The 13,973-nt window shown below is 70.2% G+C and carries 15 protein-coding genes; 6 read left to right on the top strand and 9 right to left on the bottom strand.

Going from position 1 to position 13,973, the window contains the following annotated elements; genetic code table 11:
- Positions 1–29: 29 nt before the first annotated feature.
- The 5 genes from CFB18_RS04080 to trmB are packed head-to-tail and all read right to left on the bottom strand — an operon-like array spanning position 30 to position 2,997.
- Entirely contained in the window at positions 30–671 is a 642-nt protein-coding gene (locus CFB18_RS04080; RefSeq protein WP_088570536.1) for a nitroreductase family protein, read from the bottom strand.
- A complete protein-coding gene (locus CFB18_RS04075) occupies positions 659–1,207 on the bottom strand; it encodes a cob(I)yrinic acid a,c-diamide adenosyltransferase (protein ID WP_088570535.1) in 549 nt (182 codons plus the stop codon). Before CFB18_RS04075 ends, CFB18_RS04080 begins: the two co-directional genes overlap by 13 nt.
- Positions 1,208–1,217: 10 nt before the next feature.
- Complete coding sequence (locus tag CFB18_RS04070) at positions 1,218–1,670, bottom strand: divergent PAP2 family protein (RefSeq protein ID WP_088570534.1); 453 nt, start codon at positions 1,668–1,670, stop codon at positions 1,218–1,220.
- 3 nt (positions 1,671–1,673) lie between these two features.
- Positions 1,674–1,910 carry an exodeoxyribonuclease VII small subunit gene (gene xseB / locus CFB18_RS04065; RefSeq protein WP_088570533.1) on the bottom strand — a complete coding sequence of 79 codons (237 nt, stop codon included), beginning with the start codon at positions 1,908–1,910 and terminating at the stop codon, positions 1,674–1,676.
- 43 nt (positions 1,911–1,953) lie between these two features.
- Entirely contained in the window at positions 1,954–2,997 is a 1,044-nt protein-coding gene (trmB, locus tag CFB18_RS04060; RefSeq protein ID WP_143597508.1) for a tRNA (guanosine(46)-N7)-methyltransferase TrmB, read from the bottom strand.
- Between the two features lie 95 nt (positions 2,998–3,092).
- On the opposite strand from trmB, the gene CFB18_RS04055 reads away from it, so the two are divergent.
- A complete protein-coding gene (locus CFB18_RS04055; protein ID WP_088570531.1) occupies positions 3,093–3,707 on the top strand; it encodes a hypothetical protein in 615 nt (204 codons plus the stop codon).
- An 80-nt stretch (positions 3,708–3,787) separates the two neighbouring features.
- Here CFB18_RS04055 and CFB18_RS04050 read toward each other — a convergent pair whose 3' ends face one another.
- Entirely contained in the window at positions 3,788–4,888 is a 1,101-nt protein-coding gene (locus CFB18_RS04050; RefSeq protein WP_088570530.1) for an ABC transporter ATP-binding protein, read from the bottom strand.
- Positions 4,889–5,148: 260 nt separating this feature from the next.
- Between CFB18_RS04050 and pfkA the strand changes: the two genes are divergently transcribed.
- Positions 5,149–6,114: a 6-phosphofructokinase gene (gene pfkA, locus CFB18_RS04045; protein WP_088570529.1), complete on the top strand. Its 966-nt coding sequence runs from the start codon at positions 5,149–5,151 to the stop codon at positions 6,112–6,114.
- Positions 6,115–6,120: 6 nt separating this feature from the next.
- On the opposite strand, the gene CFB18_RS04040 is transcribed toward pfkA, so the two are convergent.
- The 3 genes from CFB18_RS04040 to rbfA are packed head-to-tail and all read right to left on the bottom strand — an operon-like array spanning position 6,121 to position 7,982.
- Positions 6,121–6,645 carry a MogA/MoaB family molybdenum cofactor biosynthesis protein gene (locus CFB18_RS04040; protein WP_200808071.1) on the bottom strand — a complete coding sequence of 175 codons (525 nt, stop codon included), beginning with the start codon at positions 6,643–6,645 and terminating at the stop codon, positions 6,121–6,123.
- Between the two features lie 10 nt (positions 6,646–6,655).
- Positions 6,656–7,624 (bottom strand): DHH family phosphoesterase, encoded by a 969-nt coding sequence (locus CFB18_RS04035; protein ID WP_088570527.1) that lies wholly within the window; start codon positions 7,622–7,624, stop codon positions 6,656–6,658.
- A complete protein-coding gene (gene rbfA, locus CFB18_RS04030; protein WP_088570526.1) occupies positions 7,614–7,982 on the bottom strand; it encodes a 30S ribosome-binding factor RbfA in 369 nt (122 codons plus the stop codon). Before rbfA ends, CFB18_RS04035 begins: the two co-directional genes overlap by 11 nt.
- Positions 7,983–8,306: 324 nt before the next feature.
- Between rbfA and CFB18_RS04025 the strand changes: the two genes are divergently transcribed.
- From CFB18_RS04025 to CFB18_RS04010, 4 genes are all read left to right on the top strand, one after another.
- Entirely contained in the window at positions 8,307–9,479 is a 1,173-nt protein-coding gene (locus CFB18_RS04025; protein ID WP_088570525.1) for a hypothetical protein, read from the top strand.
- Positions 9,476–10,867, top strand: a complete 1,392-nt coding sequence (locus CFB18_RS04020; RefSeq protein ID WP_088570524.1) for an SPFH domain-containing protein — start codon at positions 9,476–9,478, stop codon at positions 10,865–10,867. The genes CFB18_RS04025 and CFB18_RS04020 overlap by 4 nt, the downstream gene beginning before the upstream one ends.
- Complete coding sequence (locus CFB18_RS04015; protein WP_088570523.1) at positions 10,818–11,960, top strand: LexA family protein; 1,143 nt, start codon at positions 10,818–10,820, stop codon at positions 11,958–11,960. The genes CFB18_RS04020 and CFB18_RS04015 overlap by 50 nt, the downstream gene beginning before the upstream one ends.
- Before the next feature lie 67 nt (positions 11,961–12,027).
- Positions 12,028–13,973 (top strand): HEAT repeat domain-containing protein (locus CFB18_RS04010; RefSeq protein ID WP_159461564.1); only part of this gene is annotated, 1,946 nt, incomplete at its 3' end.

Here is a 13,973-nt window from a genome sequence, read left to right as displayed (position 1 = left end):
GAAGCCTCGTTCGATGTCTGGAGGGCCCCTCAGGCGCGGATCCAGCGGGTGAAGGCCTCGAGGGGCCGGCGCTCCTTCACCCGGGGCGGCCCCGCCGGGAACCCCACCAGAATCATCCCCTGGGGCTCCCAGTCCGCGGGCAACCCCAGCGTCTCGCGGACCGTATCCGGGCAGAACAGCGGGGCGCAGATCCAGCAGGCCCCCAGGCCCAGGGCGTGAGCCATCAGCAGGAGGTTCTGCCCGGCCATAGCCACGCTCTGGACGGCCATCGTCCGCTCCGCGGCCTGGCGCCGCGTATCGGGATAGCGGTCCATCTCGACCATCGAGAGACAGACCACGAGGGCCAGGGGAGCGGCGGTGATCCGCGCCACCGAGCGGGCGACCTCCTCGGCGATCCGCTCCGCCGGTACGCCATCGCGCCGCAGGTCCTCCGCCAGCCGCTCTCCCATCGCCTCTGCCAGGCGGGCCTTGACCCCGGGGTCCTCCACCACCGCGAAGCGCCAGGGCTGCCGGTTGTGGGCCGAGGGGGCCCAGCGGGCGGCCTCCAGCAAGGCCTCCACCCACTCCCGGGGGATGGGATCCGGCCGGTAACGGCGGACAGAGCGCCGGGAGCGGATCTGCTCCAGCAGCGCCTGAGCATGAGCCGGCAACACTGCCATCACGGCCTCCATGGGATGTCCTCCACCCCGTGCGCCGCGTTGGCCCAGCGGGCCAGCATGAACAGCAGGTCGGAGAGACGGTTGAGGTAGGCCAGGATCCAGGAGGGAACCGGCTCTCCTCGGTGGAGGGTCACCACGGCCCGCTCCGCCCGTCGGCAGACGGTGCGGGCGATGTGCAGCGCGGCGCTCAGGGGATGCCCGCCCGGCAGGATGAAGACGCGGGTCGGCCCGGCCACCGCCTCGCACTCGTCGATCCACTCTTCCATCTGGGGGATCCGCTCCTCCGGCGGAGGAGGCAGGGCGGCCGCCCGATCCGCCACGGTGGGATCCAGGGCCAGGTAACTGCCGATGACGAAGAGGTCTCGCTGGATCTCCTGCAGCCGCTCCGCCCATGGAGGGGGGAGCCCCATGGCGTGCAGGTAACCCAGCCAGGCGTTCAGTTCGTCCACCGCCCCGTAGGCCGCCACCCGGGGGTGATCCTTGGGGACCCGGGTCGGGCCCATCAGCTGGGTGGTCCCGTCGTCGCCGGTGCGGGTGTAGATCTTCATCCCTCTCCCCTCAGGGCGCGAGCTGCCACCAGATCCACGCGATGGCGATCCCCAGCAGCGCCCCCACCACCACCTCCATCGGGGTGTGGCCGATGAGCTCCTTCACGCGCTGCTCGCTCAGGGGACGGCCCGCGAACACCTCGTCCAGGATCTGATTGAGGAGGCGCGCCTGGATGCTGGCTGCGCGGCGGACCCCCGCCGCGTCATACATCACGATGAGGGCGACGATCAGGCTGACGGCGAAGGCGGTGGAGGTGAAACCCTCCCGCAGCCCCACGGCGGTCGCCATGGCCGAGACCAGGGCGGCGTGGGAGCTAGGCATCCCGCCGGCGCTGAACCACAGCCTCAGGTCCAACCGTCGCCGCCGCGCCCACTCCACCGGGACCTTGGAGAGCTGGGCAGCCGTCCAGGCCAGGAAGGCCGGGATCAGGATCGGGTTCCGGAAGAGATCCGCCGGCTCCATCCGTCACCCTTCTTCGAAGGGCGAGAGGCGGAGCGCCCCGGATTCGTCCCGCTCCAGGATCCGGACGCGGAGCCGGGCCTCCTGCAGCAGCCGCTGACAGCGCTCCGCCAGGGCCTGTCCCCGCTCATAGAGGGCCAGGGCCTCCTCCAGGGGGAGACCGCCCCCTTCCAGAGCCCGCACGATCCGCTCCAGCTCCGCCAGCGCCTCCTCAAAGGTCAGCTCGTGAACCGGTTTGTCCATCCGCCCCTCCGCGTCCGGGTTCAAAGGCCAACCGTCGGGCCCTTCAGATCGTGGAGGAGACCACGCGCAGCCCGGGGGTTGCCTCCTCAATGGCCTGAGCGATGCGCTGGACGCCCATCTTAAGGGCCAGGGTGGGCCGGAGCCCTCCGATCTCCGCCGGCTTGAGGATCCAGAGCCCTGGGCCATGGGGACGGAAGATCAGGGCCACCGTCTCCACCCAGGATCCCTCGGCCATCAGCAGTTCGATCAGTAACCCCTCCCCCTCCACGGCCCGATACAGGCCCTTCACCCGCCAGATGGTCTCCCCGTCCTGCCACAGGCGTCCCCGCAGCTGCGCCGCCACCTGAGAGAGATCCGGATCCCCCTCCCAGATCCGATGGGGCATGGACGCCTCCCCTCGCATGATCCGCGGCAACACCGGCGCCGGGACCGCTCCGGATCGCCGCCAGACGAAATAAAAGCATGGCCGTCCGGCCGCCAGGGCCTTGCGTTCATATCGCGTGGGCTCCCGCCCCGGCAGGGCGTGCACCCAGGGCGTCTCAAAGACGCTCTCCAGACCGGGGGTGTCCCGGAGCGCCTCCGCGATCCAGAGGGCGTAATCAGGATCATCGGTAGCGATGGTCAGGAGGCCGCCGGGCTGGAGGCGATGGGCGGCCAGATGAAGGAAGCCCGGCGTCAGCAGGCGTCGATGATGATGACGGGCCTTCGGCCAGGGATCCGGGAAGTTGACATAAAGCCCTTCGATGGACCCCGGCTCGAACAGGAAGGCCAGGGCGGCGAAGGCGTCCCCCAGCACCAGCCGGACGTTCTCGACTCCCTCTCGGCGCATGCGCCGGAGGGCCCAGCGGGTCGGCTCCAGGGCCCGCTCCACCCCGACCAGGTTGGCGGCCGGCATCCGGCGGGCCAGGGCGGCCAGGAAGGCCCCATCGCCGAAGCCCAGCTCCACATGGAGCGGCCCCGGGCGGCCGAAACAGGCCGCCCACGCCACCGGCCACGGCAGGTATCGCAGCTCCAGCACCCACCGCGGGTCCCCCAGCTGAAACCGCGGCGGCGGGATCCGATCCACATCGCCCATCGGCGTGGACACCGGCCGGAGATCCGGAGAAAGTAAACCGTTCACGGGTGGAATTATAGTAGAGACCAAAGCCCGGGGGCCTTCGGCTCCCTGCGCGGAGGGATGGGATGAGAGGCGGGGTCCTTCTCGGCGGGATGATCGGCATCATGCTGCTCGCGGGCTGCCGTGCGCCCGCCCCGGCGCGTTACGCCGCGGACTTCCGCGAGGGCGCGCCGGGGTGGCTCCTCCCTCGGGATCCGCGCTTCCAGGCCCGGGTGGAGGACGGGCGCCTGATCCTCACGCTGCAACCGGCGCGGACCGTCGCCTGGGCGCTCTCTCCCTTCGCATTCCGGGAGGGCCAAGTCGAGGTGGAGGCCACCCTGCTCGAGGGCCCCATGTCCGCGGATTACGGCCTAATCCTGGAGGCCGGGCCGGGGCGCCTTTACCGGTTCGCCGTCAGCGCCGACGGCTACTATGGGATCTTCGTCTATGAGCGAGGAGCATGGCGGATACGCATGGATTGGACCCCTCACGAGGCGATCCGGGTTGGGCGGACCACCAATCACCTACGGGTTCGCCGCGAAGGGGGCGCGATGGTCTTTTGGATCAACGGGATCGAGGCCACCCGGATCCCCCGGGATCCCGGGGAGGAGGGCGGACGGGTGGGGGTGAGCATAGGAACGATGGCGGTGGGTGAGGCACAGGTGGGCTTCGATCGTTTCCTCGCCAGCCGAGCTCAGTAAAACAAGGGGGCTGAGGCGCTCACGCCCTCAGCTCCCCCTTCCCCCTCCATGGGGGAAACTCACAGGATCCCCCGTGCGAGTTACCGGATCGCCCGCTCGGTCTCCGCGTCGAAGAGGTGCATGCGGTCCATATCGAAGAGGACGCGGATGGTGTTCCCGACCAGGGCGTGGGTTCGCGGATCGACACGGGCGACGAAGATCTGGCGGTCGGCCACCAGGTGCAGATGGACCTCGCTGCCCATCAGCTCCCGCACGTCCACCCGAGCCTGCACCTCCGCCGGATGGTTGAGGGGCGGCGCGAACTCGGGGTCGTAGATGTGCTCCGGCCGCAGCCCGAAGATCACCCGCCGGCCCACATGGGGCCGATAGACGGGCACCCGATCCGGCGGGACCGGGACGCGGAAAGCCCCCGTGTCCACCCACAGGCCTTCGCCCTCCGGCACCAGGCGGGCCTCGAAGAAGTTCATGGGCGGCGAGCCGATGAACCCGGCCACGAACAGGTTGTCGGGCCGCTCGTAAAGGTTCTGGGGCGTGTCGACCTGCTGGAGCACCCCATCCTTCATCACCGCGATGCGGGTGCCCATGGTCATGGCCTCGACCTGATCGTGGGTCACATACACAAAGGTGGTCCCCAGCCGCTGGTGCAGCTTGATCAGCTCCGCCCGCGTCTGGACCCGGAGCTTGGCGTCCAGGTTGGAGAGGGGCTCGTCGAAGAGGAAAACCGCCGGGTCGCGGACGATGGCCCGGGCCACGGCCACCCGCTGGCGCTGCCCACCGGAGAGCTGCCGCGGCTTGCGGTCCAGCAGATGCTCGATCTCCAGCATGCGGGCCGCCTCCCGCACCCGGCGCTCGATCTCCGGCTTGGGGACCTTGCGCATGCGCAGGCCGAAGGCGATGTTGTCGTAGACGTTCATGTGGGGATAGAGGGCGTAGGACTGAAAGACCATGGCGATGTTGCGATCTTTGGGGGGAACCTCCGTCACGTCCCGATCCCCGATGTAAATCCGCCCCTGGGTGACCTCCTCCAACCCAGCCAGCAGCCGCAGGGTGGTCGTCTTGCCGCAACCGGAGGGGCCGACCAGCACCAGGAACTCGCCGTCCGGGATGTAAAGGGTCAGGTCCTTCACCGCGACCACGTTCCCGAACTGCTTAGTGACATGCTCAAAGGCCACGCTCGCCATGGGATCTTCCCCCTGCTCAGCAAAGTTCAACCTGCCCGGATCCTCTCTGATTTCTTTACATTGTAGCACAATTCGGGGGAGCGTGTCCTCCTGAGCGGAGCTCCGGCGAAGGGCCCCTGCGCGGCCGACGGCGGCTGCCGGCGATCGCGCCCGCTGTGAGGACGGATCTTTGTCCGGATATACGTGGGGAGCGCTAAAATGAGTAAAATGTCCGATTTCGGAAGCGACCCGCTTGAAAGCCGCCACGGAGGTGATGCGGGATGCGGTGCATTGGGGTGATGACCAGCGGAGGGGATGCGCCGGGCATGAACGCCTGCATCCGGGCGGTGGTGCGCACCGCCGCCTATCACGGCCTGCGGGTCATGGGGATCCGTCGGGGGTTCCAGGGCCTGATCGAGGGGGAGATCGTGGAGCTCCGCCCTCGGGACGTGGGCGGCATCATCCAGCGCGGCGGGACCATTCTTCAGACCGCCCGCTCGAAGGAGTTTATGACGGAGGAGGGGCAACGCAAGGCCCTGCGGCGCCTGAACCAGCATGGGATCGAGGGGCTGGTGGTGATCGGCGGCGACGGCTCCATGCGCGGCGCCCTGGCCCTCCACCAGCGTGGCTTCCCCGTGGTCGGCGTCCCCGCCAGCATCGACAACGACATCTGGGGCACGAACATGAGCATCGGGGTGGACACCGCCCTCAACACCATCATCGACGCCATCGACCGGCTGCGGGACACCGCCTCCTCCATCGGGCGGGCGTTCCTGGTGGAGACCATGGGGCGGGATTGCGGGTATCTGGCGCTGATCGCCGGGGTGATCGGCGGGGCGGAGATGGTGCTGATCCCGGAGCGGGAGACCCGCCTGGAGGAGGTGGCCCGGGCGGTGATGGACGCTTACGAGCGGGGCAAAACCCACGCCCTGATCGTCATCGCGGAGGGTTCCCCCTATCGCACCACGGAGGTCGCCAAATTCCTGGAGAGCCATCCCATCGGCTTCGATGTGCGGATCACGATCCTGGGCCATATCCAGCGGGGCGGGAGCCCCACGGCCTTCGATCGCCTGCTGGCCACCCGCATGGGGGTGAAGGCCGTGGAGGCGCTGCTGGGAGGCGAGCGCGGGGTGATGACCGCCCTGCAGGGTCGGGATATCGTCACGATTCCCTTGGAGGAGGTGGTCCAGCGTCGGCGGGAGGCCAACCTGGCCTACTACGATATGGTGTTGATGCTGGCCCGCTGAGCCGTTTCACGCCCGCAGGGTGTGGGCAGCCGCCGGGCCGCTTTCCCCCCGCGTCAAGGCCAGGGCATGGGGGAGCACAGGGACCAGGACCTCCATGGCCTCCTGCACCGCCCGAGGACTCCCCGGCAGGTTGATGATCAGGGTCCGCCCGCGGAGGCCAGCCACGCCCCGGGAGAGCATGGCGAAAGGCGTGCGCTGCAGCCCGTAGAACCGCAGCGCCTCCGCGATCCCCGGTGCCTCCCGCTCCAGCAGGGGCCGCGTCGCCTCCGGGGTGAGATCCCGGGGGCCCAGCCCCGTCCCCCCGGTGGTGAGGATCAGATCCAGCCCCTCCTCATCGCACCAGGCCCGCAGGGTTTGCTGGATCGCCTCGACCTCATCGGGGACCACGCGATAGTGGGCCACGGTCCAGCCCAGCCGCTCGGCGACCTGCTGCCGCAGGAGGGCCCCGCTCTCATCCGCATAGATCCCCTGGGCCGCTCGATCACTGATGGTCAGGATGCCCACCCGCACCGGTTGTCCTGTGGAAGCCACGGGGCCTCCTTCATCCGGAAGGATCCGTGCGGCCGTCCCGCGCGGCGGCCTTCAGGGCGGACAGGATCGGAGGGATGACTTCCTCCAGCGGGCCGGGGACTAAGCAGCCGGCGGCCGGGGGATGACCGCCGCCGCCGAAGGCGAGGGCGACGCGGGCCACATCGTAGCCGGGTCGGGCCCGCATGCTCACCTCCACCTTGCCATCGTCCCGCTCGGTGAAGACCGCGGCGATCCGTGCCTCCTCGGCGCTGATCAGGAAGCTGGAGAGGCTGAGGTCGTTGGCCTGGCCCAGCCCCAAGGTCTGTCGCATCTCCCGCGTGACCACCGTCCAGATCACGCCGTCCTCCAGCCGGACCCCCGCGAGGGCCTGGCCGAAGAGACGGATGGCCGCGAAGGAGCGCCGGTTGAAAAGGACATCGACCAGGGTCGGCAGGGAGGCCCCCGCCTCCATCAGGCGGATGACCTCCCGCAGGACCTGGGGGGTGACGTTGGGCGTGCGCAGTCCCATGGTGTCCCCCAAGATCCCGGCCAGCAGGATCGAAGCCAGCTCCCGATCCAGCGGCACCCCCAGGTCGTCCGCCAGCCACAACACCATCTCCGCCGTGGCCACGGCGGAGGGATCCACCCAGTTCACCGTTCCGAAGCCGGTGTTGGTGATGTGGTGATCGATGTTCAGCAAAGGAGCTTCTCCAACCTCCGCGAAGGCTCGGCCCAGGCGGGCGGGGTCGCTGGCGTCCAGGCTGACCAGGAGGTCGAAGGAGCCATGGGCGACGCGGGAGATCTCCTCGGCATGGGGGATCGCCCGCAGGCGCGGGGGCAGCTCATCATCGCAGAACGGCTCCGCCTCCTTCCCCAGACGGCGGAGGATCTGCGTCAGCCCGATGAGGCTGCTGATGGCATCCGCATCCGGGGTGATGTGCGTGGCCACCGCCACGCGGCGCGCCCGCTCCAGGGCCTGTCGGGCCTGCTCACGACTCATCCGAGGGCTGCTCCTTCTCACCGTGGAGCCGGGAGATCAGGCGCTCGATGCGATCCGCGCGATCGAAGGTGTCGTCCCATTTGAACACCAAATCGGGGATGCGGCGCAGGATGACGCGGCCGGCCAGCTCGTGCTTCAGGTAACCCTTCGCGTGCTCCAGGCCGGCCAGCACCTCCTCCCGTCGGGCGGGATCCGCCGGCCAGGTCGTCACATAGACCTTGGCGATGGTCAAATCCGGCGCCGGCTCCACCGCGGTGACCGTCACCCCGGCCACCCGGGGGTCCTTCAGCTCCCCGATCAAGGCGCTCAACTCCTCCCGCAACAGCTCCCCGATCCGTCGCTGTCGTCGCTCTCCCATGGTGAACCTCCAGGGTGCTCCATCGTAGCACAGGAGCGCCGCCCCGTCAAAAAGGGAGGCTCGGCGTGTGAGGTCATTCTCCAGAACGGGCGCTCTCTTCCGGCCATCGGACGAACGGGTGATGGCTCGCAGCAACCCTGCAGCGGTAATACAATTGAAAGTTGAAATCTGCAGGCGATTTCGCGGCGTTCCCCTGGCCTTTCCGGGAGATACGGGGATGCAACCATGCCCTTCCACTGGGCCCCCAGATGGGGATCCGGGTTGGGGATCAGGAGGCCCGGGAAATCGCGGCGCGCTACGGGGGTCCCTCCAGGGGAGGCAAGCATGCTGCGGAGAGGCAGAATCGGGGCATGGCTGGGGCTGCTCCTCGTCGGGCTTCTGAGCGGGATCGGATGGCTCCGCTGGGCGAAGATCCCCGGGTTCCTGTTCGCCCTCTGGCTCCTCGCGATGATCCTGTATGGGGTTTTCCTTTTCTTCTTCCTCCTCCCTGCCTTAGCTCCCGCTGCGCCGCACGAGGCCGGCCTTGTGCGGCGGGCGTTCGCCGCCTGGATCTTCGGCCGGCTGCGCAGCCTGGGGGTGGTGGACGCGGGCCAGGCGCGCGCTTCCATGGAGCCCCGGCAGGGGCCCGGGCTCTGGCTGATGGACGCCCGGAGCGCCCTGGCCGTGGAGGGGGGAGTCGGCTTCCTCCACATCGCCGGCCCCGGGCTGACGTGGGTGCGAGAGGGAGAGCAGATCACCGCCTTCATAGATCTCCGCCCGCAGCGCTATCCCCGAAGCGACCCGGATCCGGTGACGGTCCGCACCCAGGACGGGCTCTCCCTTGGATTCCAGATCCGCACCGTCACCGCCTTCGCCGCCCAGCGTCCCCCTCCCGTCGAGCGGGGATTGTCCCCCTATTTCTATCCGGCCCCGCGCGTCGCCCGGTCCATCGCCCAGGCCCTCCGGGCCGCCCGCGTCGATGAGGATCGGATGCTCCACTGGTTCGAGCTGGCCGCCCACCGGGCCCGGGAGGAGCTTGCCCTCCAAATCGGCAACCGCCTCTTCGATGAGCTGTTCGGGCTGGCTCGGGAAGGAACAGAGCGGCCGGATCCGCCCCTCGCCCGGCTGGCCCAAGAGATCCAGAGGACGCTGGTCCCGGAGCTGCGCCGGGCCGGGATCCGGCTGGACCGACTGCGTCTCGCCCTGACGGAGGTGCCCGAGGAAGCCCGGCGCCAGCGGGTGGAGGTCTGGCGCAGCCAGTGGGCCGCCCGGCTGGCCCGCTGGATCGGCCTGGCAGAATCCGAGCTGCTGCTGGAATACGCCCGCGCCCGTCATGCCGCCCAGATGGAGACCCTCCAGGCCCTCCGGGAGGTGCTGAGCGGCCGCGACGCCCTCTCCCCCAATCTCATCCTCCTGCACTTCCTGGAGACGCTGGACACGGCGGTCCGCAAGAGCGGGTTGCTGCTGCCGGAGGAATTGAACCACCTCCGCACGTATCTGCAAGGAGGGAGCCCGTGAGGGCGCTGATGGAGCTCCTCCTTCGGGTGGCCATCGTCTTCGCCGCCGGCCTGCCCGGCCTGCTTCTGATCCCCCTCCTGATCGGCGCATGCCTGATCGGCGCATGGCGGGGGGAGCGGATCGGGGAGATCTTGGGGCTCGGCTGCGGGCTGGGCCTTCTGATGGAAGGAGCGATCGCCGCCTTCATGCTGGTTCAGGCCTCCAACTTCGTCGCGCGGATGTATCAGGTCCGCTGGGGTGAGGCCCTCGGCTTCCTCCTGCGGGCGCTGTTCTTCCCCCACGCGCGAACCCCGGTGGGCCACGCGCGGGACGGGGACCTCACCGCAGCGACCCGCACGTCCCCCCTGGTCCGGATCGGCGGCCCGGGCACTCTGGTCGTGCACGAGAGCTGCCTGGTCCTGCTGGAGCGGGGCGGTGTCTTCGTCCGGCTGATCGGTCCGGGGGAACATCGCCTGAGGCCCTTCGAACGCCCGGCCCTGGTCCTGGATCTTCGTCCGCAGATCCGCCGCCGGCAGGTGAACGCATGGACCCAGGATGGGCTGCCGGTGCAGGCGCGGCTGGAGCTCGGCGCGCGGCTGCGCTGGGAGCCCGGGGACGCGGCCGGGGAGGCCCGGTTGATCCGCATGGCCTACGCCCTGGACACCGGCTCCCGGGACCGGGGCTATGGCGTGGATTGGGCCGGCGAGCTGGCCGACGAGGCCCGAAACCGCCTGGCCCGCCGGCTGGGCACCCTGTGGTTCGATGAGCTGTGGTCCCCTTACACCAGCCCGGAAGGTGCCCAGGCCCAGCCGCCCCGGTTCGCCGGGGAGCCTGCAGAGCAGCGAAACACGCGGGGGATCCCGGAGCGACCCCCGGAGGACGCGCCGATCCCGGTGCGCTGGGAGCAGATCCGGGAGGAGATCCGCGCCGAGCTGGAGGAGCAGGCGGCGCGGTGGAACGCGCAGATCCTGCACTTCGCCTTCACCCCGCCCATGCCCCGGCCGGAAGTGGAGCCGCTGATCCGCCAGGCGTGGTTGGAGCACTGGCAGGTGCCCTGGCGGGGGTGGGTGGTGCACATGCAATCCCGGGCGGTGCGGGAGCAGCTGCGCCAGCGGGAGCTGGCCCGGGCCATGGGCCAGCGGGAGCTGCTGGAGGCCATCACCGCGGTGGTCCGCGAGGAGTGGTCCGCGGAGGACCCCCAGCGGGGGCTTCATCGCCTGCTCCTGCGGCTGGTGGAGCTGGTGCAGCACTGGGCCCAGCCGGAGATGGCCCTGCTGACCCCCAAGGAGTTGCTGGAGCTGTTCCATCACCTGCAGCGGATCATACAGAGCCCCCAGGGCGACACAGGAGGCGCGTCCGGTGGAGCAGGAGCGTCGCCTGCTTTCCCATCTGATTCGGACCTTGAATGAAGGCGGGCATCCGGCCCTGCAGGCGCTCCGGGCGCTGCTGGATCAGGACCCGCTGGATCCGGAGCGGCTGCGCGCCCTCTGCCATCTCCTGCTGTCCGTGCCGGTGGACTCCCTGGCCGGGCCGGGGGCGGCCATGCCCGGTCGGATCGGGGCGCAGCTGGTCGGGATGGCCCTGGACCGGTGGGCGGGGTATCTGCCCCCGGGCGCCCTGCGGCAGCCCCTGACGGAGATCCTCCGCGCCCTTCGGTTTCACGGCCCGGCCCTGGCGGAGGCGCTCGCGGCGCTGTTGGGGGCCTTCTGGCTGCGCAGAGAGGATCCGGCATGGGCCCTGGAGCTGGCGCGGCGGGCGGAGCGGCTGCTGCAGGACCGGCAGCGGGCGGCCGCGCTGCAGGGCATGACATCGCCGGAGCTGGCGGAATGGCTCCGTTGGGCGCGGGAGATCATCGGGGAGATCCTCCGCGATCGACACCTCGCTGCCGCGGAGCCTCCACGGGAGGAGGCTCCGGAAAGGACGCCGGCGGAGCCCATCTCGACGCCGGGAGGCCCGCTCCGGCCCGCCCGCCTGGCCCTGCTCTCCCTCATCCTGCTCCCGGACACCCATCCTCAAGCGGGGGACCTTCAGTTCCTGGACCCTCAGACCGCGGAGCGCCTTTCGGATTCGGCGGAGGTTCAAATCGAGCGACTGTGCGTGGGGGAGCAGGTGTATCGGGTGTATGTGGAGGCGGATATGGCGCCGATAGTGGTGGCGCGTCGGGAGGAGCTGATCGTGCTCCGGGTGGAGGGGGAGAGCATGCGGGGTGCGGGCATCGAGCCCGGGGACCTGATCCTGGCGCGGCGGATCCCGGGGCCGGCGGCGCGGGACCCGAACGAGTGGCGCGCGTGGCGGGGGAGGCTGGTGCTGGCCGTCCTGGTGGAGGATTACCACACCCAGGCCCACCGGGCCTTCCTGATCAAGCGACTGAACTACCGCAACGGGAAATGGTTTCTCTCGCCGGAGAACCCGGCCTTCGAGGAGATCGCCATCGAGCCCGGTCGCCCGGAGCTCTACCCCGTCCTGGCCATCCTCAAGCCAGAGCCCCCCGCATCGCTATAATCGCCATGGGAAGGGGGCGTCCGCCCGATCCGACGAGCCGCATCGGATGGAAAGGGGCCAAGGAGGCATGGGCGCACAATCCCTGAACGACCTGATCGCGCGTTACCGGCGCGCCGTCGCGGAGGAATGGCGATACCTGACAGTCACCGTGCACGGCGAGGAACGCCGCCTGCCGCTGGAGCGCGTCTTCTTCATGCTCCAGGCGCGGGAGCGACCCGAACCGAAGGGGACCGAGCCGCCGCGTCCCGACCTCGACCCGGCCGAGTTGCGCTTTCAGCACGCCGGCGTGCCCCCTTCCCCCCAGCCGCCCCCGCCGCCGGTCCCGCTGGAGGAGGTGCTGGAGAAGAGAGAAAACCTGGCCCTGCTGGGCGAGCCGGGGGCGGGGAAATCCACCGCCCTGCGGTTCATCGGGCTGTGCTTCGCCCGCGCGGAGGAAAACTGGCACATCGCGCGGCTGAGGGTCCAGCGTCCCTACGTCCCGATCCTGCTGAACCTGCAAGCCCGGGCCCACCCCATCGCCGAGAAGGAGACCCTGTGGGACGCCCTGCGCATGGAGGTGCGCGAATGGCTACAATGCCCCGAGGACGAAGCGGAGGCGCTGCTGCGCGCCGGGCAACAAGACCTCGGCCTGCTCGTCCTGCTGGACGGGCTGGACGAGGTGCCGGAGGGCCTCCGCGGGGCCGTGCGCGAGCGCATCCAGCGCTTCGCCGACAGCGGGGCCGGATGGGTGATCCTGGCCTCCCGCCCGGCCGGGTTTCAACCCCTGCGAGGGCTGCGCGAATACACCCTCAAGCCCTTTGAGCACCCCGAAGGCGAAGCCCTGCCCTACCTGCGCGGCTGGCTGGCTGCCCTGAAACCCGAGTGGACCGATGAGGAGGCCGAGGCGCAGGCGCGGCGGTTGCTGGAGCAGATGCGGGCCCACCCGGCCCTGGGCCGCCTGCTGGATAACCCCCTGCTCCTGCGCCTGAGCGCCCAGCATTACGCCCAAACCGGCGAGGTCGCCCGGGGCCGCGCCGACCTCTACCGCCTGTGGGTGGAGGAGGCCTGGGAGCGCGCCAAACGGCGCGGCGCGAAGGAGGAGGAAAAGCCGCGCTTCCTTCAGGCCCTCCAGGCGCTGGCATGGCACCTGCATATCGGCGGGGGGAACGAAGAGGCGGATCTGCGCGAGGCGCTGCAAGCCTTCCGGGTGGCGCAGGACGATAAGGAGGCGGCCGAGGGGCTGCGCCGCCTGCGGGAGCAGACCGGCCTCCTCGCCCGCCTGCCGGAGGCGGAAGATGGAAGGGTGCGTTACCGCTACGTCTTCAGCCACCAGACGCTGCGGGAGTATTTCGTGGCCCTGCGCCTGAAGGAGGCATGGGAGCGGGACGCCCGGCGGGCGTGGCGCTTCCTGCGGCCGCGCCTGCATCTTCCGGAGTGGCGCGAGCCGCTGGCCTTGCTGGTCGGCTCGCTGCCCGAAGCGGAGGCCCTGGGCCTGCTGCGCAGGATCCTGCGCGCCCGCTCGCCGGAAGAGCGCTTCCTGCGCCGCGACCTGTTCCTAACCGCCGAGCTGGCCGCGGAGAGCGGCTACGCCAAGGGGATATGGGAGCACCTGGGCCCTGAGCTGCGCAGGGCCCTCCAGGATAAGGATGCGGACGTGCGCCGGGCGGCGGTGCAGGCCCTGGAGAAGATGGGCCCCCCGGTCCTCCCCGCCCTCCTCCAAGCCCTCCAAGATGAGGATGCGGACGTGCGCCGGGCGGCAGCCGAGGCCCTGGGGAACATCGGCGACCCCCCGGCCCTCCCCGCCCTCACCCAGGCCCTCCAGGATGAGGACGGGGGGGTGCGCCGGGCGGCAGCCGAGGTCCTGGAGAAGATGGGCCCCCCGGCCCTCCCCGCCCTCCTCCGAGCCCTCCAAGATGAGGATGCGGAAGTGCGCCGGGCGGCAGCCGAGGCCCTGGGGAACATCGGCGACCCCCCGGCCCTCCCCGCCCTCACCCAGGCCCTCCAGGACAAGGACGGGATGGTGCGCCGGGTGGC

The sequence above is a fragment of the Thermoflexus hugenholtzii JAD2 genome, from assembly GCF_900187885.1.
Taxonomy (GTDB): Bacteria; Chloroflexota; Anaerolineae; order Thermoflexales; family Thermoflexaceae; genus Thermoflexus; species Thermoflexus hugenholtzii.
Note: the sequence above shows the minus strand (reverse complement) of the source record. Positions and strands in the feature narration are given on the sequence as shown.

Coding starts and splice junctions, on each gene's coding strand:
- CFB18_RS04075 (WP_088570535.1), bottom strand. CDS start 1,207: ATGAAGATCTACACCCGCACCGGCGACGACGGGACCACCCAGCTGATG.
- CFB18_RS04070 (WP_088570534.1), bottom strand. CDS start 1,670: ATGGAGCCGGCGGATCTCTTCCGGAACCCGATCCTGATCCCGGCCTTC.
- CFB18_RS04055 (WP_088570531.1), top strand. CDS start 3,093: ATGAGAGGCGGGGTCCTTCTCGGCGGGATGATCGGCATCATGCTGCTC.
- CFB18_RS04080 (WP_088570536.1), bottom strand. CDS start 671: ATGGAGGCCGTGATGGCAGTGTTGCCGGCTCATGCTCAGGCGCTGCTG.
- rbfA (WP_088570526.1), bottom strand. CDS start 7,982: ATGGGAGAGCGACGACAGCGACGGATCGGGGAGCTGTTGCGGGAGGAG.
- CFB18_RS04025 (WP_088570525.1), top strand. CDS start 8,307: ATGCTGCGGAGAGGCAGAATCGGGGCATGGCTGGGGCTGCTCCTCGTC.
- xseB (WP_088570533.1), bottom strand. CDS start 1,910: ATGGACAAACCGGTTCACGAGCTGACCTTTGAGGAGGCGCTGGCGGAG.
- CFB18_RS04050 (WP_088570530.1), bottom strand. CDS start 4,888: ATGGCGAGCGTGGCCTTTGAGCATGTCACTAAGCAGTTCGGGAACGTG.
- pfkA (WP_088570529.1), top strand. CDS start 5,149: ATGCGGTGCATTGGGGTGATGACCAGCGGAGGGGATGCGCCGGGCATG.
- CFB18_RS04035 (WP_088570527.1), bottom strand. CDS start 7,624: ATGAGTCGTGAGCAGGCCCGACAGGCCCTGGAGCGGGCGCGCCGCGTG.